Source organism: Halopseudomonas salina, assembly GCF_014637955.1.
Taxonomy (GTDB): Bacteria; Pseudomonadota; Gammaproteobacteria; order Pseudomonadales; family Pseudomonadaceae; genus Halopseudomonas; species Halopseudomonas salina.
In genome coordinates this window covers 72,011-92,879 of the sequence record NZ_BMFF01000002.1, presented here as the reverse complement: position 1 = coordinate 92,879, position 20,869 = coordinate 72,011, and the positions used below count along the sequence as shown (strand labels likewise).

The window sequence follows — 20,869 nt, the reverse complement described above, 5'->3', positions numbered from 1 at the left end:
GGCCGTGCTCCGTTGGAGCACCGCTGCTGCTAAGAGGTTTTTTATGGCTGACCGTTTGAACAACGACTTCCAGTTTATCGATGTGGGCCGCAAGGACCCGCAGAAGCGTCCGCTGCGTATGCGCAAAACCCAGTTCGTCGAAATCAACGAACAGTTCAAGCCAGAGCAGGCGGGCGATCAATCGCACCGTTGCCTGGAGTGCGGTAACCCATACTGCGAGTGGAAGTGTCCGGTACACAACTATATTCCCAACTGGCTCAAGCTGGTCTCGGAAGGCAATATTCTCGAAGCTGCCGAGCTGTGTCATCAGACCAACACGCTGCCTGAGGTGTGCGGACGGGTCTGCCCCCAGGACCGCCTCTGTGAAGGTGCCTGCACCCTGAATGACGGCTTCGGTGCCGTAACCATCGGCTCGGTGGAGAAATACATCACCGATACCGCCTTTGCGATGGGCTGGCGACCAGATCTGTCCCAGGTAGTGCCTACGGGCAAGCGTGTTGCCATCATTGGTGCCGGCCCCGCAGGCCTTGGCTGTGCCGATGTGCTGGCGCGTGCCGGCGTTAGTCCGGTGGTGTTCGACCGTAACCCCGAGATCGGCGGTCTGCTGACTTTCGGTATCCCCGAGTTCAAGCTCGAAAAAATGGTCATGTCACGCCGTCGCGAGATATTCGAGGGCATGGGTATTGAGTTCCGCCTGAATACCGAGATTGGCAAGGACGTGACTATTGACGAACTGCTAGGAGAGTTCGATGCGGTATTCATGGGTATGGGCACCTACACCTACATGAAAGGTGGCTTCCCGGGTGAAGATCTGCCGGGTGTATACGATGCTCTGGATTTTCTTATCGCCAACGTCAACCGCAACCTCGGATTCGAGAAGTCCGAAGCTGATTTCATCAACCTCAAAGGCAAGCGGGTGGTTGTGCTGGGGGGTGGTGATACCGCGATGGATTGTAATCGTACGTCGATTCGCCAGGGCGCCAAGTCGGTACACTGTGCCTATCGTCGTGATGAAGAAAACATGCCCGGCTCGCGCAAGGAAGTAAAGAACGCCAAGGATGAAGGCGTGAAATTCCTCTTTAACCGCCAGCCGATTGCGATTGTTGGTGAAGATCGCGTTGAAGGCGTAAAGGTGGTCGAGACCCGTCTCGGTGAGCCCGATGCCCGCGGTCGTCGCAGCCCCGAACCTATTCCCGGCTCGGAAGAGATCCTGCAGGCCGACGCGGTTATTATCGCCTTCGGTTTTCGTCCCAGTCCTGCGGACTGGTTTGCCGACAAGAGTGTGGATACCGACAGTCAGGGTCGAGTGGTTGCAGTCGAGCAGGCGCAGTATCGGTTCCAGACCAGTAACCCGAAGATCTTTGCCGGTGGCGACATGGTTCGTGGGTCCGATCTGGTAGTGACTGCGATATGGGAAGGTCGTCAGGCTGCAGAGGGAATTCTCGAGTATCTCGATCTCTGATCGCGCCAGCGTGAAATACAGGGCGCCTTCGGGCGCCTTTTTTATGCCTGTGACAGTGGTCGCGCTCTAGAAAACATGACATGTGGCAACATGCCCTGAGGTTTGGCCGGCCAGCGCTGATCTTTCTGCCGATTTCCCGGTACAATGGCGGCTGATTCCGCTATTGGATGCTACTACATGCCCCAACTGAAAAATGACCGTTTCCTGCGCGCCCTGATGCGCGAGCCTGTTGATGTGACTCCGGTTTGGATGATGCGCCAGGCCGGGCGCTATCTTCCCGAGTACCGCGAAGCGCGCAGTCGGGCGGGTGACTTCATGGGGCTGTGCATGAATCCCGAGCGAGCCTGCGAGGTGACATTGCAACCGCTGGAGCGCTACCCGCTGGATGCGGCGATCCTGTTTTCCGACATTCTGACTATTCCGGATGCGATGGGGCTCGGACTGTATTTTGAGACAGGCGAAGGCCCACGCTTTCGCAAGCGTATCGATACCCCGGCCGATGTTGAGGCACTGAAGGTGCCTGATCCGGAACAGGATCTGGGCTACGTGATGAATGCCGTGCGCACCATTCGCAGCGAACTCAATGGTCGCGTGCCGCTCATCGGCTTTTCCGGCAGCCCCTGGACGCTGGCTACCTATATGGTCGAGGGCGGATCTTCGAAGGATTTTCGCAAGACTAAGGCCATGTTGTACGACCAGCCTGAAGCCATGCATCAATTGCTCGACAAACTGGCCCAATCGGTAACCTCTTATCTCAACGGTCAGATCATGGCCGGCGCCCAGGCAGTGCAGATTTTTGATACCTGGGGTGGCAACCTGTCGGCTGATGCCTATCAGAAGTTTTCCCTGGCCTATATGCGCAAGATTGTATCTGGCCTGATCCGCGAGCATGACGGGCGCCGCGTACCGGTGATTCTGTTCACCAAGAACGGCGGGCTCTGGCTGGAAAGTATCGCTGATAGTGGGGCCGATGCGCTGGGTCTGGACTGGACGATCGATATGGGCGCAGCACGCTCGCGGGTGGGCTCGAAGGTCGCACTGCAGGGCAATATGGACCCCACGGTGTTGTACGCCAAGCCGGCTGCTATCCGCGAAGAAGTCGCGCGCATCCTAAAGAGCTACGGCAAGGGCAATGGTCATGTATTCAATCTTGGTCACGGTATCACTCCAGAAGTAGATCCTGCGCATGCGGGTGCGTTTATCGAGGCCGTGCACGAGTTGTCGGCGATCTATCACGACCCCTCTGCTATCGTAGTCTGAATCAAATCAGCCATACGCAGGACTGACCGGGAGAAGGTTATGCGGCGAGTCATTTTCAATCAGAAAGGCGGTGTCGGCAAATCCAGCATCGCCTGCAATCTGGCCGCAGTCAGTGCTGCGGCGGGGTACAAGACATTGGTCGTGGATCTTGATCCTCAGGCCAATTCCAGCCACTACCTGCTCGGCGACGGTCTCGAAGATGTTGACCTGACCATTGCCGACTTCTTCGCGCAAACGCTGTCCAGTAGTCTGTTCAACAAGAAGGCCGAGCAGTTTGTCACCGAAACGCCCTTTGAAAACCTCTGGCTGATGCCCGCGAGCCCGGAACTGGGTGAGCTGCAACATAAGCTCGAGTCGCGCTACAAGATCCAGAAGTTGCGCAAGTTACTCAACGACCTGAAAGACAATTACGAACGGATTTATATCGATACCGCGCCGAGCTTCAATTTCTATACTATTTCCGCGCTGATCGCTTCTAACCGCTGCTTGATCCCCTTTGATTGCGACAGCTTTTCCCGCCAGGCGCTCTATGGTCTGCTCCGTGAGTTGGAGGATATCAAGGAAGAGCATAACGAGGACCTGGAAGTTGAAGGCATTGTGGTGAACCAGTTCCAGGCGCGGGCATCGCTGCCACAACAGATGCTCGACGAACTGATCGCCGAGGGGCTGCCTGTCTTGCCTGTGTATCTTTCCAGTTCAGTGCGAATGCGCGAGTCTCATCAGGTCAATACACCGCTGATTTTTCTCGATGGCCGGCACAAGCTGACCCAGCAGTTCATCGCGTTGCACGACCATATCGAGGCTGGCTAGGGCCTCAGCGAGCAACCAGCACGTCACAGGGCGGCTCTCTCAGCAGCGCGAGCGCAAGGCTGCCCAGTAATGCTTCCCCCATGCTGCTGCGGCTATGGCTGCCAAGAGCGATGAATCCGGGATGGATTTGGGCTATTTCCAGTTCAAGCAAGGCGCGGAGTTCTCCACTGCGCATCTTCAGCTCAGTATCGGGTCTGGGTGTACCAATAAGATCCAGAGTCTCCATCTCATCTTCCAGTAGATACGATAACGTTTCCTGTCTCTCGACCATGAATGCTTCGCGGGCAGCCGGCCCAGCCAGCCGCGCTCCCAGCGGTGGATTGCACATGTGCAGTGCATGTAGCTTGCCCCCTTGCAGCAGCATTGCAGCACAACGCAAGGCCTCACTGGCGCAGGTTGAAAAATCCAGCGCCAGCAACCCGTTGTCATAAGAGCTGCTCTCACTGGCGACTAACAGCACCGGTACCGAGGAAAGTCGGCTCACTCGCTCGAGTGTGGTGCCCACAAATAGCTCCGGATTGCGTTGATGGTGCCGACCCAGTATCAGCAGCTGTGCCGCACATTCACTCGCTGCGCGCAGGATGGTCTCGGCAACAGGACCGCGCTGAATGACAATCTGTACGTCGGCAGTGCCACCGGGGCATCGTTCGAATTGTTTCTCGAGCAGGACCCTGGCCTCGGCACAGGCCTTGTCCTGAAGGGCCAGGGATAAATGATTATCCACCGTATGCAGGGCAATGAGTGGTGCGCCCAGACGGCCGGCGAGCATGCATGCCCGGCTAATGGCCAGATCGGATTCGGGGCTGAGGTCGCTGGCAACGATGATCGGTGACACGGCAAGCACTCCTTGAGGTTTACTGCTCCAGTATGCCCTCCTGTTTTGTGTGATTAGTTGACCGAAAGCAAGCTTTGCTCTCAGGTCCGTTTCCGATATTGACCTGTCACCTGCTGCATGGGCATGCTTGTCGGCACACCCCTCGACGGACAAATATAACCATGAAGCTCGAAACACTCGCGGTACACGCCGGTTATTCCCCGGATCCGACCACCAAGGCAGTAGCGGTCCCGATCTACCAGACTACCTCTTACGCGTTCGATAACACCCAGCACGGTGCTGATCTATTCGATCTCAAAGTGCCCGGGAATATCTATACGCGCATCATGAACCCGACCAACGATGTACTCGAACAGAGGCTCTCGGCGATGGAGGGTGGTGTGGGTGGTCTGGCTGTGGCGTCCGGTATGGCGGCCATCACCTACGCTATTCAAACCCTGGCCGAAGTCGGTGACAACATCGTTTCAGTTGCCAAGCTGTACGGCGGTACCTATAACCTTTTTGCCCACACCCTGCCGCGTCAGGGTATCGAGGTTCGCTTTGGTGATCACGCCGATATAGCCAGCCTGGAAAGCCTGATTGATGCCCGGACCAAGGCGGTTTTCTGCGAGTCAGTGGGCAACCCCTCGGGGAATATTATCGACATTACCGCTCTGGCCGAAGCGGCCCACAGGCATGGTGTACCGTTGATTGTCGACAATACAGTGGCCACGCCAGCACTTTGCCGGCCAATCGAGCATGGTGCAGACATCGTCGTGCACTCATTGACCAAGTATATCGGCGGCCATGGCACCACGCTGGGCGGCATGGTTATCGATAGCGGAACCTTCCCCTGGGCAGATAACGCAGAGCGTTTCCCGCTTTTGAATACGCCCGATCCTTCCTACCATGGCGTGGTGTATACCGAGGCCTTTGGCCCGGCTGCATTTATCGGCCGCTGCAGAGTGGTGCCGTTACGCAACATGGGGGCAGCACTGTCGCCGATGAATGCGTTCCAGATCCTGATGGGCCTGGAAACACTCACCTTGCGTATGGAGCGTCACTGTGAAAACGCGATGAAGGTCGCGCAATACCTGCAGCAGCATCCGCAGGTCAGCTGGGTGCAGTTTGCCGGACTGCCGGACCACCCGGAACACGCGCTGGCGCAGCGATACATGGGAGGCATTCCAGCCTCGATTCTGTCATTCGGCATCAAGGGCGGTCAGGAGGCAGGTGCGCGCTTTATCGACGCCCTGGATCTTGTCGTGCGACTGGTGAATATTGGTGACACCAAATCCCTTGCATGCCATCCGGCAACCACCACCCATCGCCAACTGGATGACGAAGAGCTGGCCAAGGCTGGCGTACCGAGGGATATGGTGCGGTTGTCGATCGGTATTGAACATATCGATGACATTCTTGCGGATCTGAAGCAGGCGCTTGAGAAAAGCGAGAAGGGCTAAGCCGCAAGCCGCAAGCTGCAAGCGGTAAGCGGTAAGCGGTAAGCTTCAAGCTGTCCGAGCTGGTTGATAGTGAGCAGGTTTCAGCCTGCCAAGTGGTAATTGGCGGGCTTTATTATAAAAGCCACTTCAAACTGCTTGAAGCTTGAAGCTTGAAGCTTGCCGCTGCGTTAGCCGGGAAATAACGGCCAGACCAGCGGTATCACCAGCGTCGCCGTGGCCCACATGATCAGGTTCATCGGTATCCCGATGCGCATGAAGTCGGTGAACTTGTAACCCCCTGCACTGTAGACAAAGGTGTTGGTCTGGTAGCCGATTGGTGTGGCGAAGCTGGCGCTGGCGGCGAACATCACGGCAACCACAAAGGGCCGCGGGTCGGCGCCGAGCTGATAGGCAACACCCATCGCGATAGGCGTCAGCAATACCGCGACGGCGTTGTTGCTGACAATCTCGGTGAGGATCGAGGTCAGCAGGTAGATGAAAGACAGCATGAAAAGCGGGCCCATCAACGGTGCCAGCAGCATGACCTGATCGACAACGCTATCCACCAACCCGACCTTGTTCATCGCGACGCTTATCGCCAGCATACCGAAGATAATCGTCAGAATGCGCCAGTCTATGGCCTTGTAGGCGTCTTCGGTATCCAGGCATCGGGTCGCCAGCACAGCGGCGGTAGCGATCATTGCCAGACCCTCTATAGGCATCACTTTCAGTGCTGCCAGCACCATCACCGCCAATACGGCAGCAATCGCGATAGGCGCCTTGTCGCGGCGATAGGCACGCTCCTGCACGGTGTTCAGACTGATCAGATCACCGTTGTCGGCAAATTTGCGGATCTGTGCGGGGGTACCCTCCACCAGCATCACGTCACCGAACTGCAGCTGAAAATCATCCAGGTTGTCCTGGATGTTTTCGTTATGTCGATGGATCGCCAGTACGTGAATACCGTAGCGGGCGGTCAGGTTCAAATCGCGCATGGGGCGATGGCTGTAGCGCGAGTTACGGCCAACGATGGCTTCGGCCAGCACCACATCCCGGGTGGATATGGTTTCGAAATTGGCTGGCTGCTGGTGATTGAAGGTAAGCAGGCCGGTCTGACGTAGCTCTATGAAGTCGCGCATGTTGGCGTGCAGTACAAGCCTGTCGCCGGCATTGAGCACAGTCGTATTGACCGGAGTAGAGAGCTCTTCATCGCCGCGGAAAATCTTCAGAACCTGAATGCCGGTATCGCCATTGAGCTTTGCATCGCTGATGGTCTGATTGACCACGGGGGAGTCATGGGGGACCAGCAGTTCGGTCATGAAGGGTCTGCTTTGATCCGGGCGCAACTGCTTTGACAGACTCTCGCGGTCAGGTAACAGTCGATGACCGACCAGCATGATGAATGCCAGGCCGATTGCTGACATGATCAGGCCAGGCAGGAATATTTCAAACATGCCGAAGGGCTCCATGCCCTGCTCTCGAGCCACGCCGTCGACCAGAATGTTTGTCGATGTGCCGATCATGGTCATGGTGCCACCGAGGATCGTCGCGTAGGACAGCGGTATCAGCATCTTGGATGCCTTGCTGCCAACCTGGGCCGCGAGCGTTACAGCGACGGGCGTTAGAATGGCAACCACGGGTGTGTTGTTGATAAAGGTAGATAGCACCATGGCGGTCAGCATCAGGCTGAACAGGGTGCGTAACGGGCTGCCGCCACCCATGCGCGACAGCCACTTGCCCAGCGCCTCGACGCAGCCTGTGCGTTCCAGCGCAGCGGAAAGCACAAACATGCAGGCAATGGTAATAGGCGCACTGTTGGACAGGATGCCGAGGACGTCGGAAGGACTCAGTAAGCTGCTGACCAGCAGCACCGCCACAGCGATACCGACCACTACATCAGGGCTGAATTTTTCCCGTGCAAAGGCGTAAAAAACCCAGCACAGCAGAACGGCGACGCCAATCATTGGCAGGGAATCCCAGTTCATCAACCCGAACCTTGTCTTGTAACAGTGGCTCCGCGGGTCGGAACCTTTCAGGCCGCCACATTAAGAGGGATGGCTAAGATTGTCCAAGCACGAAAACTGATTTTTATATAGCTTTATAGAATAAGAGGCCTGGCGGGTAAGGACGAGTGCGGCGCAGCGCTGGTCAATCGTCTCGAACAGAGCACAGCAGTCTGCATAAGGACTCCCGCTGTTCTGCTGGCGCCTTATGGCTTTGTATCAAGCAATGAAATTGGCAGGCATTTGCCTTGACCGACAGGGCCTGGCGGCATAGTGTTCAAACGACTGTATGAATTCTGACGCCTGGCACATGCCAGGTGTTTCTTTAGGAGATTGAACCATGCCTGATTACAAAGCTCCGTTGCGCGACATGCGCTTCGTGATGGAAGAACTGCACAACTTCGGCGCCGGTTACGAGCGTTTCGAGTTGACCGAAGCGACCCCGGATCTGATTTCCGCGGTGATGGAAGAAAGCGCCAAGTTTGCTGGTGAAGTGCTCGCACCGCTGAACCGTACCGGTGACGAGGAAGGCTGCCATATCGACGACGGCGTCGTTACTACACCTGCAGGCTTCAAGGAAGCTTACCAGCAGTTCGTGGACAACGGCTGGGCGTCGATGACAGGACCCGAAGAGTTTGGCGGTCAGGGTCTGCCGGCATCCCTCGGATTTGTAGTGGCTGAAATGATCGGTTCTGCCAACTACGCCTGGAGCATGTATCCGGGTTTGAGTCAGGGCTGCGCTGCAGCTATCCGTGCCCATGGTAGTCAGGAGCAGAAGGAGCTGTACCTGAACAAGCTGGTACCAGGGCAGTGGACCGGTTCCATGTGTCTGACCGAACCCCAGTGCGGAACCGACCTGGGCCTGACCAAGACCCGCGCGGTACCCCAGGCCGATGGCAGCTACCAGATTACTGGCACCAAGATCTTTATCTCCTGCGGCGAGCATGATTTTGCCGAGAACATTGTACACCTGGTGCTGGCCAAGCTCCCCGACGCGCCGGAAGGCACCAAGGGTATTTCGTTGTTCATCGTTCCCAAGTTCCTGCCTGACGCCAATGGCGAGAAGGGCGAGCGTAACGGCGTCAAATGTGGCTCGATCGAGCACAAGATGGGCATCAAGGCATCGGCTACCTGCGTGATGAACTTCGACGATGCCAAGGGCTTCCTGATCGGCGAGGTCAACAAGGGCCTCAACTGCATGTTTACCATGATGAACCACGCCCGCCTGGGTACTGGTATGCAGGGTCTGTGTCACGGTGAAGCGTCCTATCAGAGCGCCCTGGCCTACGCCAAGGATCGCCTGCAGATGCGCGCCCTTTCCGGCCCGGCCGAGCCGAACAAGCCCGCCGATCCGATCATCGTACACCCCGATGTACGCCGTATGCTGCTGACCATGAAGGCCTTCAACGAAGGCAATCGTGCGCTGGCCTATTACACCGCGCAACTGCTGGACAAGGCGCATTACTCCAAGGATGCAGCCGAGCGCGAGAATGCCGAAGAGCAGCTGGCGTTCCTGACGCCCATTTGTAAAGCCTTCATGACCGAAACCGGTCTGGAAGCAACCAACCACGGTGTGCAGATCTTCGGTGGTCACGGATATGTCCGCGAATGGGGTCAGGAGCAGCAACTGCGTGATTGCCGCATCGGTCTGATCTATGAAGGCACCAACGGCATCCAGGCACTCGACCTGCTCGGCCGCAAGGTACTGATGACCCAGGGCAAGATGCTGCGTGCCTTCACCAAGGAAGTGCACCTGTTCTGCAAGGAAAACGAAGGCAACGCCCAGTTTGGTGATTACATCAAGAAGGTCAGTGCGCTGAACGCCCAGTGGGGCGAGATGACGCAGAAGATCGCGATGAAAGCCATGCAGGATCGTGAGGAGATCGGTTCGGCCGCCATGGACTATCTGATGTTCTCCGGTTACGTCACCCTGGCGTTCTTCTGGGTGAAGATGGCGATTGCCGCGCAGAGCAAGCTTGATGCCGGCACCAGCGAAGTGGATTACTACAAGGCCAAGCTGGCCACGCAGGAGTTCTACTTCAAGCGTCTGCTGCCGCGCGCCCAGGCCCACGTCGAGGCTCTGGAGTCCGGTGCTGAGAGCCTGATGCAGATGACTGCCGAGCAGTTCTAAGAGTCAGCGGCAAGCTTTAAGCTTTAAGCTGTAAGTAAAAAAGCCCCGACTGGTTCGGGGCTTTTTGTTTTTAATGCGTAGATAAACACATGTTTATGACGTCAACGCACTATCGAGCCTAGAGAGATAATGAGTCATCAGGAAAATGCGTGCGAAAGCGTTGTTCACTATCAAATTTCAGTTGCGCGCCCTCACTGATTTGATTTTGCGCATTTTCTAGATCGGCTTGGGCGCGACTAAGTTCACGCTCGGCCCTTCGTACAGCACGATCTGCTCGTTTGACGGCTTTTTCGCCATCAATAATCATTTTGTTCCCCGTATCCCAGTCCTTGGCTATTTGTCTTTTCAGTATTACCTGATCACTCAGCTCAGCAGCATGGTCGCGCATCAGGTCGCTAGTGGTTGGAGAGGTTGAGCATCCGGTTACAAATAACGCAAAGCAAAGGGCGAAAGGAATGTGGTGATTAGTATTAAGCATGTTTTTTACCCCTAATAGGACTAAGAGCCTGGGGTTTGGCATCGTGGAGTGCCATTCAACCAGGTGAAGTGAGATGTTCTTGCTTTAGCGAAAGTCACAGTGCCGCGGGGTTTGGTCGCAAAGAGTTCGCTCCTGACTGAAGGGCGCAATTGTGATACTTACTGGCACGATCCTTTGATAACAAAAGCAACGAATTGGCTATGTGACCGGAAATTACAATTTAGTCATTTAAAGACGCTATGACCAAAAACGTTGCCGGGCTACACTTGTGACATTTCCCGGACTGTTCCGGGCGCAACCACTGCTAGAGGAGTGTCCCATGGCCGACTACAAAGCCCCCCTGCGTGATATCCGCTTCGTACTCAACGAGGTATTCGAAGCCGACAAGCTGTGGCAGAGCCTGCCCGGCCTGAACGGCGCAATCGATGCCGAAACCGCTGAAGCCATGCTCGAGGAAGCCGGCAAGATCACCTCGCAGACCATTGCCCCGCTAAACCGTAGCGGCGATGAAGAAGGCGCCCAATGGAACGACGGCGTAGTGACGACCCCGGCTGGCTTCAAGCAGGCCTACACCACCTACGCGGAAGGCGGCTGGGTGGGTCTGGGAGGCAACCCTGAATTTGGTGGTCTGGGTATGCCCAAGACGCTGGGCGTGCAAGTAGAGGAAATGGTCTACGGCGCCAATAACAGCTTTGCGCTTTACCCGGCACTGACAGCAGGTTGCTGCCTCGCGCTCGACGCCCACGGTAGCGAAGAACTCAAGCACGCCTATCTGCCCAACCTGTACGGCGGTTCCTGGGCCGGCACCATGTGCCTCACAGAACCTCACTGCGGCACCGATCTGGGCATCATCCGGACCAAGGCGGTTCCCCAGGCCAATGGCACCTATGCGGTTACCGGCACCAAGATCTTCATCACTGGTGGCGAACATGACCTGACAGAAAACATTATTCATCTGGTTCTGGCCAAGCTCCCCGATGCACCCGCTGGTCCCAAGGGTATTTCGCTTTTTCTGGTGCCCAAGATCCTGGTCAAGGAAGATGGCAGTCTGGGCGAACGTAATACTGTCAGTTGCGGCTCGATCGAACACAAGATGGGCATCAAAGCCTCTGCAACGTGCGTGATGAATTTCGACGGCGCCGAAGGCTACCTCATCGGTGAAGTGAACAAAGGTCTCAACGCCATGTTCACGATGATGAACTATGAGCGCTTGTCCATCGGCATCCAGGGTATCGGCTGTGGCGAGGCGTCCTACCAGACCGCGGTGGCCTATGCCCGCGAGCGCATTCAGAGCCGCTCCCCCACCGGAGCGATTGCCCCGGAGCAGGCAGCGGATCCGATCATCGTGCACCCGGACGTGCGCCGCATGCTGTTGACCATGAAGGCCATGACCGAGGGCAGCCGCGCGTTCTCCACCTATGTCGGTTCGCAGCTGGATATCAGCAAGTTTGCCGACGACCCGCAGATCAAGAAGAAGGGCGAGGACCTGGTGGCGCTGTTGACGCCGGTGGCCAAGGCGTTCTTCACCGATATCGGGCTTGAAAGCTGTGTGCATGGTCAGCAGGTGCTGGGCGGTCATGGTTACGTGCGCGAGTGGGGCCAGGAACAGTTGGTACGTGACGCCCGTATCGGCCAGATTTACGAAGGTACCAACGGTATTCAGGCACTGGATCTGATGGGCCGCAAGACTGTTGCCAATGGCGGCGCCTTCTTCAAGGTATTTGCCGAGGAAGTTCGTGAATTTATTGCCGCCAACCAGGATCAGGCCCTTGCTGACTTTGTGCAGCCGCTAAAAAAAGCGCTGTCCAATCTGGAGGAGCTCACTGCGCTGGTAATTGATCGCAGCAAGACCAATCCCAACGAAATCGGTGCAGCCTCTGTCGAGTATCTGCATGTGTTTGGCTACACGGTTTACGGCTACATGTGGGCGCGTATGGCCAAGGCCGCTCTGGCCAAGCTGGATCAGGACAGCGACGGTTTTTACGCTGCCAAGCTGGGCACCGGACGCTTCTTTATCAAGCGCCTGTTACCGCGCATTCACTCCTTGAGTGAAGCTGTGCGCTCCGGTAGCGAGCCCTTGTTCGAGCTGGATGCCGCGCAGTTCTGATTGCCGGGATGCGCAATTGAGCGCTTTGTAGGTAAAGGCTTACACGCGCTGGTGGCAATCAGCTATGGGCAGTCCCTGCCCTGATCCGTAATATGGATCTTGCTAGGAGCAACGCAGGGACGCACCAAGTTTGAAATGGAATAGGGACAGTGCCTGGAGGCACCTTGATCCACGGATGATCAGGAACAACGTTCTGCAAAACCCCGCTTCGGCGGGGTTTTCTTTGTCTGAAATTTGACCAGACTCCCCAGCCTCCCAGGCTACTCGAAGCTGCATTCAAGTGTGCCCAGCTGGGTCAGTTCCAGGCGGATCAAGTCACCATTCTCGACCTTTTGCATGGGGCCCAGCGAGCCTGAGAGTATGACATCACCAGCCTTGACCGGTGTGCCGCGCTCCGCCAGTTCGCGGACCAGCCAAAGGCACGCCGTCAATGGGCTGCCCATGCATTGGCGAGCGTCGCCTTCAATGGCCTTTTCTCCGTTGCGGTAAAGCTGCATTGTCATGTTTGCGAAGTCCAGCTCCCGAACATCCTTCGCCTCATTGCCCAGCATATAAAAGCCTGATGACAGGTTGTCTGCGACAGCATCAAACAGACTGCGCGGCCAACCGGCGAACGCCGAGTCGCATATTTCAAGCGCGGGTAATACCTTGCTGATACTGTTCTTGAGGGTTTCTTCGTCCACCTTGGGATCATTGATACCGGCACTGAATATGAACGCGACTTCGCCCTCCACTCGGGGCGAGATCAGTTTGCTCGTAGGTATTTCCGCGCCGGCCGCAAAACTCCAGCCCTCCACCAGCTTGCCGAACAAAGGTGTATCCAGTGCCATCTGCGCCTGCGCCTTGGGATCAGTCAGGCCCAGCTTGTAGCCCACTACCTTGTGACCGGCAGTGTTGAACCGTTTGATCAGTTCGTCCTGGACCGTATAGGCCTGTTCCAGCATGCCGATCTCGTAAGTGCCCGCAACCGGATCGCAGGGCTCGACATGCCGGCGCGCCTGATACAGCTGCCGAGCTGCACCCCTGGGATCGAAAAGAGTTTCTTCATTCATTCAGGCTACCTCGTTCGGGCTTTTCACCCACAACAGTGGTTCGGTACATTTCACGGCGCTGGCCGAAGTAGTCAGACACCGGCTGGTGCCATACGCAGCGGTTATCCCAGATAGCCAGGGTACCCGGCGTCCAGCGCATACGGCAGGTAAACGCCGGTGCGCTGGCGACCGAGAACAGGTAGTCCAGCAGGGGGCGCGCCTCTTCGGCCTTCATGCCTTCTATCCCCAGAGTATAGGCAGGGTTGGCGAACAGCACATTGCGGCCGGTTTCCGGGTGGCGGGTAATCAGCGGATGGCTGCGCACATCGTGGTCGATATTCTCTCCGTAAAGAATCTGCATGCTTTCCAGGCCCGCATTGTGTTTGGCATTGGGGCCATAGCCATATTCCGGTGTGTTGATACCGTTTAGCCCCAGCAACATCTTGCGCATAGCCGGCGATAGCCATTCGCAGGCCAGATACATATTGTTGAACAGGGTATCGCCTCCGACCTTGGGTACGTCGTGACCATAGAGCAGTGTGAAGGCCGGAGGGCGTTCCTGGAACGACCAGTCCGAATGCCAGGCACCGCCAAACACAAATGGCGTGCCCTCGCTGGCTTCCTTCACCACATGCACCACGTGGGGGTGATCGGCCATGGGTTTTACGTAGGGTTCCACGCCGAATTCGCCAAAGCGCTGTGATACCGCTTCGAGCTGCGTGACACTTAACGACTGGTCGCGAATGAAAAGCACCTGGTGGTCCAGCAAGGCCTGACGCAGATCCGCCTGGCCATCCTCGGACAGGTTGTTCAGATCAATGTCGTGGATGTCGGCACCGAGCCCGCCACAAACGGGCTCGGTACGGAAATGAGAGCTGCTGCGTGCCTGGTTGTTGCTCGCAGAGGTGTAGAAAAATTCGGGCATGACAGTTACCTCTTGTTATAGGTTGATACCCGCCGAGCATGCCTCAGGTCCTATACTGCCTCCATGATAAACTGTGCCACCGTATGATAGTTACTGCCATTTTAAGAGGGGCATGATGTGGACTGGCGGCAGCGAAGAGATAACACCAATCTGCGTTTTCTGCTCGACGTGGCAGTGGACAACAATGTCGAGTTGGCGGCCTGCCTGGCCAATACGGGTTTACCTTGTGCGGCAGAATCCCAACAGGATATCGAGTGCATTGAAAGCGTGGAGCTGTGGCAAGAGCTCGCGGTGATCCGCAATCTTGTCGCTCGACATTCAATGCCGGGTCTTGGGCTGCAGGTCGGCCGGCGTTACCACCTGACCAGTCTGGGTCTGCTGGGTTACGCGATGCTGGCGAGCCGCACCCTGCGTGATGCGATTGACGTAACCAGCCAGTTCAGAGCTCTATCCTTATCGATTTGTCCCGTGAGTCTGCAGAATCACCCTGAGGGTGTGTTGATGACAATGGATCAGGGTGTCCTGCCAGCTGACGCGCAATGCCTGGTGGTGGAGCGAGGCATGACTGCCTGGCAGTGCCTTTTCTCCGAGTTGCTGCAGCGGCCCTTCATACCACTGCGAATGGATATCTGTGTGCCCGGCGCGGGCACCTCCGAGCTGTATCTTGCGCATTTCGGCTGTGCCGTGAACACCCAGGCGCCCCGTAACGCCATGCTTATATCGGACGCGGATCTTGATGCCGAGTTGCCTCTGGCCAACGCGTTAACCCAGCGAACATGCGCAAACCTGTGTCAGCATCTGTGTGACAGCCTTGAAGATATCCACGCGCCGTTAGCGCGCCAGGTGATGCAGCTGCTTATGAGTCGTTCCGGGCAGATTCTTCCGGCGCGAACTGTTGCCGCCCATCTTGCCCTGTCCGAGCGTACCCTGCATCGCCGTCTGGCCGAGGAGGGGCATCCGTACCGGAGACTGGACGAACGGGTCAGGCGTAACCTCGCCGAAAGGCTATTGAGCGACAGCGCTCTGGGGCTGGACAGCATCGCCCGGCAATTGGGCTACGCCGAAGCGGCCAGTTTTTCACGTGCGTTCAAACGCTGGTCTGGCCTGTCGCCGGACCATTGGCGCAGACGACGCCCGACACAGACATTAGAGCCATTGATCAATGCGCTGGTGCATCCCGGCTCTGGAGAATCGCAACGTGCTTGAAGTAACCAACCTGAAAAAATCGTATCCAGGCCCACAAGGGCAGCTTCCGGTACTCGACGGGGTCAGCCTGCAGCTTGACGCGGGCAGGAGCCTTGCGTTGATGGGGGAGTCAGGTAGTGGCAAGAGCACTTTGTTGCATCTGGTTGCCGGGCTGGATCAGCCCGATAGCGGCGCTGTTCACGTTGCCGGAAGATCGCTTGCCGGCCTGGATGAGTCTGCGCGGGCCGCCTTTCGCCGCGATCAGGTAGCGGTCATTTTTCAGCAGTTCAACCTGATCCCGTCCCTGCGAGTAGTCGACAATCTGGCCTTTCAGGCTCGGTTGGCCGGTCGTATCGACGATCAATGGCTGGGCTGGCTCGCGCAGCGGCTGGGCTTGAGTGCACTGCTGCAGCGCTACCCCGAACAGCTCTCCGGGGGGCAGCAGCAGCGGGTTGCCGTTGGTCGTGCGCTCGCCGTGCGGCCACCGCTGGTGCTCGCTGATGAGCCCACAGGCAATCTGGATGAGGGCAGCGCCGACGAGGTCATGGCCTTGCTTCTTGAGCTGGTGCAGGAAGCGGGCTCAAGCCTGTTGATGGTCACCCATAGTGCATCCCTGGCTGCGCGGCTGGATCGTCAGGTAATGCTCAAGTCTGGACGAGTGCACGGGAGTGATTTGTGATCCGACACTGGGGCTGGGTACTGCACACCCTGCTCAGCCATTGGCGTCGGCATCCGTTGCAGGCCGGCTGTCTGTTGGTCGGGCTGTGGTTGGCTACGGCACTCTGGACCGGCGTGCAGGCACTGAACAGTCAGGCGCGTGAAAGCTATGATCGGGCTGCGGAATTGTTCACTGGCAGCGCCCAAACCGCCCTGGTAGACCCGGCAGGTCAGCCCTTTTCCCAGCAGTACTTCATCACCCTGCGCCGCGCAGGGTGGCCGGTGTCGCCGATGTTGAGCGGGACAGTGGAGCTGGTCGGTGTCGAGGGTACGCGGCGGTTGCAGTTGACCGGGATTGAGCCGCTGACATTGCCCGGCGAAGGGACCATTGCCACCCAGGCCGGCGATCAGAGCCAGCTACAGGCGTTCATGCTGGCGCCGGGCCTTACCTGGATCGCAGGCGATACCCTTAGCGAACTTGGTCTTGCCGCCGGTGACACCCCGGTTCTGGCCAGTGGTGAACAGCTTCCGCCGCTGCATGTCGTGGATACCCTGCCGCCGGGCATGCTGCTGGTGGATATTGGTCAGGCACAGCGGCTGCTGGAACAGACTGAAAAGCTCACTCAGCTGGTGGTTGCCGCTGGCTTCGCCGCTGACCTGCCGCCGCTGCCGGAGAGTGTGTCGCTGGTCTGGGAGACCCGCGGTGAGGATGACCTGGTGCGGCTGACCGACAGTTTTCACCTCAACCTCACCGCCCTGGGTCTGCTGGCTTTCGTGGTCGGGCTCTTTATCGTGCATGCTGCGGCCAATCTGGCCATGGAGCAGCGTCGTGGTCTGCTGCAGACGTTGCGCGCCTGCGGCGTCAGTCTCAAGACACTGCTCGCAGTTCTTCTGTTCGAACTTCTGATACTGGCGTTGCTGGGCGGCAGTCTCGGAGTACTCAGCGGTTTTGCGCTCGCGGCGTTACTGGTTGGTGATCTGGCGGCCAGTTTGCGAGGCTTGTATGGTGCCCAGGTGGCGGGGCAGTTATCTCTGGATGCACTCTGGTGGCTTACCGGGTTGGGCATGAGTTTGCTCGGGACCCTGATTGCCGGTGGAGGTAGTGTGCTCGCGGCGATGCGTCTGCCGGTGCTGGCCTGGGCCAGACCGCAGGCGTGGAGAGAGGCCCAGGGCCGAATGATCAAAAGACAAACGGTACTTGGTGTGCTGCTCTTGCTGGTGGCCGGCGGGCTGATTTTCTGGGGCGACTCACTGCTTGCCGGCTTTGGTCTGCTCGCCTGCCTGTTGCTGGGCGCCGCCTGGTTGTTGCCACTGTGCCTGCAGGCAATATTGCGAGTGGCCCAGTTGCGCCGTGGCGGTCCGGTGCGGCAGTGGTTCTGGGCGGACAGTCAGCAGCAATTATCAGGCTTGAGCGTGGCCCTGATGGCGCTGCTGCTGGCGTTGGCTGCCAATATTGGCGTGGGCAGCATGACCGAAGGATTTCGCCAGACCTTCACCGGCTGGCTGGACCAGCGTCTGGCTGCCGATATCTATGTGCGTCCATTGGACTCGCAACAGGCGGATGTCATTGAAAAATGGCTGAACCATCAGCCTCAGGTGCACGCACAGCTACCCAGCTGGCAGCTGGACACGCGTGTCGGCGGCTGGCCCACCCAGCTGAGCGGTGTTATTGACCACCCGCTCTACGCCGACACCTGGCCACTATTGGAAAACGCCCCGGATCCCTGGCCTCAGCTGGTTGCAGGCACAGGTACCATGGTCAGCGAGCAACTTGCCTACCGTCTGGATCTGGCGGTGGGTGATACCTTGATGCTGGACACCCCTGCCGGGGTCTGGCCGTTGAACGTGCTGGGCCGCTATGCCGATTATGGTAATCCCAAGGGCCAGATGCTGGTATCTGCCGCCGGGTTGCAACAGCGTTGGCCCGATCTGCCACTGACCAGTATCGGGATACTGACTGAACCCGCCGCCGCGCCCAGGATAGCTTCCGACCTGCGCACAGAGTTTGATCTGGGCGACAGCCGGGTGATTGATCAGGCTGCCCTGAAAGCCTATTCGCAGCAGATATTTGAACAGACATTCTCTGCCACAGCCGCGCTTAACACCTTGACCCTGGGGGTTGCCGCGGTGGCGCTGTTTACCAGCTTGCTGGGCCTGGCCGACAGCCGACTAAGTCAGCTTGCACCGCTCTGGGCAATGGGCTTGCGGCCGGGCCAGTTGGCCCTGCTGAGTCTGGCGCAAATGCTCGTTCTGGCGGCACTTACCTGCGCGCTGGCCATTCCGCTTGGGCTGGCGCTGGCCTGGTGTCTGGTCGAAGTGGTCAATGTGCAGGCATTCGGCTGGCGCCTGCCCTGGCACTGGTTTCCACGGCAATGGTTGTTGTTGGTGTTGCTGGCCCTGGCCGCGGTATTGCTGGCGAGCATCGGCCCTGCCTGGCGCATCATGCGCACCGGGCCCGCGCGCTTGCTGAGGAGTTTTACCCATGGTGCCTAAATGGCTGTGCGCATTGATTCTGAGCTCCCTGGCGGCCTGTGACAGCTCCCCGCCGACCGCGCCTGCTGGCTTTGCCGGTTTGGGAAGTGAGGCGGAAGGTTTCAGCGCCGTTACCCCGGGCGAGCCGCTGCGCTTTCCAGCCGATTTTGCCGCCCACCCCGACTATCGGATCGAATGGTGGTACGTCACCGCCAACCTGACAGATGAGCAGGGCAAGGCGTGGGGCGCACAATGGACACTCTTTCGTCAGGCCATGGCTCCGCAGAACGAGCAAGAGGCACAAGATGGCTGGCAAAGTGCGCAGGTCTGGCTTGGCCACGCCGGCCTGACCCATGCCGATGGGCATCAGCATGCCGACCGCCTGGCCCGGGGAGGTATAGGTCAGGCTGGCGTGCGGGTCGAGCCTTTCCAAGCCTGGATTGATGACTGGTCCCTGGAAGGTGATGCCGACGGGCAGCTAAGCCCCCTGCAGGTCAGCGCCGCCTCGGAGGGTTTCAAATACCAATTAAGTCTGCAGGCAGAGGGGCCGCTGGTATTGCATGGTGAACGCGGTTTCAGCCGCAAATCGGATCGTGGCCAAGCGTCCTGGTACTACAGCCAGCCGTTCTATCAGGTTGAAGGCGAAATCGAGTGGCAAGGGGAACAACACAAGGTCAGCGGCAGTGCCTGGCTCGACCGGGAATGGAGCAGTCAGCCGCTGGCAGAGGATCAGCAGGGGTGGGACTGGTTTTCACTGCATCTGCACGATGGCAACAAATTGATGCTTTTTCGCCTGCGCAGTGACGATGGCAGTCATTTTTACTCGGGCACCTGGATTACCCCGAACGGAGTCAGCGAGCCGCTGGACCAGGAGCTCATCACCATGACCCCGCTGGCGCAAACCGAGGTCGCAGGACGCACTCTGCCGACCCATTGGCGATTGCAGGTGACAGGCAAGGGGCTCGATATCGAAGTGCAGGCGCTGAACGAGCAGGCGTGGATGGGCACCGGGATCCCCTATTGGGAGGGTCCCATCAAGGTTACTGGTAGCCACACTGGTGTCGGCTATCTTGAGATGACCGGGTACTGACTAATTTAATGTAAAAGGAGAACACGCAATGGCCAACAGTGCGAAGAACGTTCTGGGCACCGCCCTGGAGCCATGTTGCAATCAAATCAAAGCCGGTTTTTACCGGGACGGGTTTTGCCATACCGGTGATGCCGACCTCGGCCGGCATGTGGTTTGCGCGGTAGTGACCGACACCTTTTTGCAATACAGCCTGGAGCGCGGGAATGATCTGATCACGCCCCGGCCCGAGTGGGACTTTCCCGGGCTCAAGCCGGGTGACAGGTGGTGCCTTTGCGCCAGTCGCTGGAAAGAAGCCTACGAGGCGGGCGTTGCACCTCCGGTGTTGCTCGATGCCTGCCACGAAAAGGCGACCGAGATCATCAGTCTTGAGGTGTTGCAGGCGTATGAGTGAGGCTCTGGAGGTACACGGTCCTCAAGTCGAAGAGGATCGATTGATCGATGTCTATCGAGCGCAGCGTGATGTGCCCTCGCCCTGGGTGGCGATCAGCGATCAGGTGATGGGTGGCGTGTCCAATGCACGGGTTAGTCAGTGCGAGCGGAGCAATTCGAGTGCTAGCTGTCTGACCGGGCAGACCAGTCTGGATAACAATGGCGGCTTTGTGCAGATGAAGCTGGATATCGGGCCGGCGTATTCCCTGGCCAATTTCCAAGGCTTGTTTATCGAATTGTGCGGCCCCGCCCACGAATACAATCTGCATATCAAGACCAGCCAACTGGACAGGCCCTGGCAATCCTATCGCCATACTCTGCGGGTGGAGCCGTATTGGATCCGTTTCAATATACCCTACTCGCAGCTCAGCCCTCATCGTACTGACATTGAGCTGGACCCCGCGCAGATCAAGAGCATTGCAGTGGTTGCCATTGGCGAAGCGTTCGACGTCGATGTCTGCGTGCGCCGGGCCGGTTTCTACATCTGAGTAAATGCTGAACAAAAAGGGGTGGGAAAGTTTCTGCATGATAAGTAGAATGCGAACCGTTTGTATTACGACGAACATATTTGTG

17 protein-coding genes are annotated in these 20,869 nt (G+C 57.9%); 12 read left to right on the top strand and 5 right to left on the bottom strand.

Features of this window, described 5'->3' with window-relative positions:
• The first annotated feature begins 43 nt into the window (after positions 1 to 43).
• The 3 genes from IEV54_RS04390 (at position 44) to IEV54_RS04380 (ending at position 3,532) form a co-directional block, all read left to right on the top strand.
• Positions 44 to 1,462, top strand: coding sequence for a glutamate synthase small subunit GltD family protein (locus tag IEV54_RS04390; RefSeq protein ID WP_150276136.1), 1,419 nt, complete (start codon positions 44 to 46; stop codon positions 1,460 to 1,462).
• Positions 1,463 to 1,639: 177 nt separating this feature from the next.
• The gene (hemE, locus tag IEV54_RS04385) at positions 1,640 to 2,722 is read left to right on the top strand and encodes a uroporphyrinogen decarboxylase (RefSeq protein WP_150276135.1); all 1,083 of its coding nucleotides are present in this window, start codon (positions 1,640 to 1,642) and stop codon (positions 2,720 to 2,722) included.
• Positions 2,723 to 2,761: 39 nt separating this feature from the next.
• Complete coding sequence (locus tag IEV54_RS04380; RefSeq protein ID WP_150276134.1) at positions 2,762 to 3,532, top strand: ParA family protein; 771 nt, start codon at positions 2,762 to 2,764, stop codon at positions 3,530 to 3,532.
• Positions 3,533 to 3,536: 4 nt separating this feature from the next.
• Here the strand turns inward: IEV54_RS04380 and IEV54_RS04375 are convergent, their stop codons facing one another.
• Positions 3,537 to 4,367, bottom strand: coding sequence for a universal stress protein (locus IEV54_RS04375; RefSeq protein ID WP_150276133.1), 831 nt, complete (start codon positions 4,365 to 4,367; stop codon positions 3,537 to 3,539).
• Positions 4,368 to 4,528: 161 nt separating this feature from the next.
• Between IEV54_RS04375 and IEV54_RS04370 the strand changes: the two genes are divergently transcribed.
• Positions 4,529 to 5,809, top strand: a complete 1,281-nt coding sequence (locus IEV54_RS04370) for a bifunctional O-acetylhomoserine aminocarboxypropyltransferase/cysteine synthase (RefSeq protein ID WP_150276132.1) — start codon at positions 4,529 to 4,531, stop codon at positions 5,807 to 5,809.
• Positions 5,810 to 5,976: 167 nt separating this feature from the next.
• Here the strand turns inward: IEV54_RS04370 and IEV54_RS04365 are convergent, their stop codons facing one another.
• A complete protein-coding gene (locus IEV54_RS04365) occupies positions 5,977 to 7,773 on the bottom strand; it encodes an SLC13 family permease (RefSeq protein ID WP_150276131.1) in 1,797 nt (598 codons plus the stop codon).
• Positions 7,774 to 8,131: 358 nt separating this feature from the next.
• Here IEV54_RS04365 and IEV54_RS04360 point away from each other — a divergent pair, with 358 nt between their 5' ends.
• Positions 8,132 to 9,922 (top strand): acyl-CoA dehydrogenase C-terminal domain-containing protein, encoded by a 1,791-nt coding sequence (locus tag IEV54_RS04360; protein WP_188434322.1) that lies wholly within the window; start codon positions 8,132 to 8,134, stop codon positions 9,920 to 9,922.
• Positions 9,923 to 10,040: 118 nt separating this feature from the next.
• Here IEV54_RS04360 and IEV54_RS04355 read toward each other — a convergent pair whose 3' ends face one another.
• The gene (locus IEV54_RS04355; protein ID WP_150276130.1) at positions 10,041 to 10,400 is read right to left on the bottom strand and encodes a hypothetical protein; all 360 of its coding nucleotides are present in this window, start codon (positions 10,398 to 10,400) and stop codon (positions 10,041 to 10,043) included.
• A 319-nt stretch (positions 10,401 to 10,719) separates the two neighbouring features.
• Between IEV54_RS04355 and IEV54_RS04350 the strand changes: the two genes are divergently transcribed.
• Entirely contained in the window at positions 10,720 to 12,507 is a 1,788-nt protein-coding gene (locus IEV54_RS04350) for an acyl-CoA dehydrogenase C-terminal domain-containing protein (RefSeq protein WP_150276129.1), read from the top strand.
• 260 nt (positions 12,508 to 12,767) lie between these two features.
• On the opposite strand, the gene IEV54_RS04345 is transcribed toward IEV54_RS04350, so the two are convergent.
• Positions 12,768 to 13,559 (bottom strand): 2-keto-4-pentenoate hydratase, encoded by a 792-nt coding sequence (locus IEV54_RS04345; protein WP_150276128.1) that lies wholly within the window; start codon positions 13,557 to 13,559, stop codon positions 12,768 to 12,770.
• Positions 13,552 to 14,463: a TauD/TfdA dioxygenase family protein gene (locus tag IEV54_RS04340; RefSeq protein ID WP_150276127.1), complete on the bottom strand. Its 912-nt coding sequence runs from the start codon at positions 14,461 to 14,463 to the stop codon at positions 13,552 to 13,554. Before IEV54_RS04340 ends, IEV54_RS04345 begins: the two co-directional genes overlap by 8 nt.
• 117 nt (positions 14,464 to 14,580) lie before the next feature.
• On the opposite strand from IEV54_RS04340, the gene IEV54_RS04335 reads away from it, so the two are divergent.
• Genes IEV54_RS04335 through IEV54_RS04310 form a run of 6 tightly spaced genes read left to right on the top strand, consistent with a single transcriptional unit; the run spans position 14,581 to position 20,784 of the window.
• A complete protein-coding gene (locus tag IEV54_RS04335) occupies positions 14,581 to 15,669 on the top strand; it encodes an AraC family transcriptional regulator (RefSeq protein WP_150276126.1) in 1,089 nt (362 codons plus the stop codon).
• Positions 15,662 to 16,327, top strand: a complete 666-nt coding sequence (locus tag IEV54_RS04330; RefSeq protein ID WP_150276125.1) for an ABC transporter ATP-binding protein — start codon at positions 15,662 to 15,664, stop codon at positions 16,325 to 16,327. Before IEV54_RS04335 ends, IEV54_RS04330 begins: the two co-directional genes overlap by 8 nt.
• Positions 16,327 to 18,798 carry an ABC transporter permease gene (locus tag IEV54_RS04325; protein WP_150276689.1) on the top strand — a complete coding sequence of 824 codons (2,472 nt, stop codon included), beginning with the start codon at positions 16,327 to 16,329 and terminating at the stop codon, positions 18,796 to 18,798. The genes IEV54_RS04330 and IEV54_RS04325 overlap by 1 nt, the downstream gene beginning before the upstream one ends.
• Positions 18,788 to 19,867 carry a lipocalin-like domain-containing protein gene (locus tag IEV54_RS04320; protein ID WP_150276124.1) on the top strand — a complete coding sequence of 360 codons (1,080 nt, stop codon included), beginning with the start codon at positions 18,788 to 18,790 and terminating at the stop codon, positions 19,865 to 19,867. Before IEV54_RS04325 ends, IEV54_RS04320 begins: the two co-directional genes overlap by 11 nt.
• A gap of 28 nt (positions 19,868 to 19,895) precedes the next feature.
• A complete protein-coding gene (locus IEV54_RS04315; RefSeq protein ID WP_150276123.1) occupies positions 19,896 to 20,258 on the top strand; it encodes a DUF2237 family protein in 363 nt (120 codons plus the stop codon).
• A complete protein-coding gene (locus IEV54_RS04310; RefSeq protein ID WP_188434321.1) occupies positions 20,251 to 20,784 on the top strand; it encodes a CIA30 family protein in 534 nt (177 codons plus the stop codon). Before IEV54_RS04315 ends, IEV54_RS04310 begins: the two co-directional genes overlap by 8 nt.
• The last annotated feature ends 85 nt before the right edge of the window (positions 20,785 to 20,869 follow it).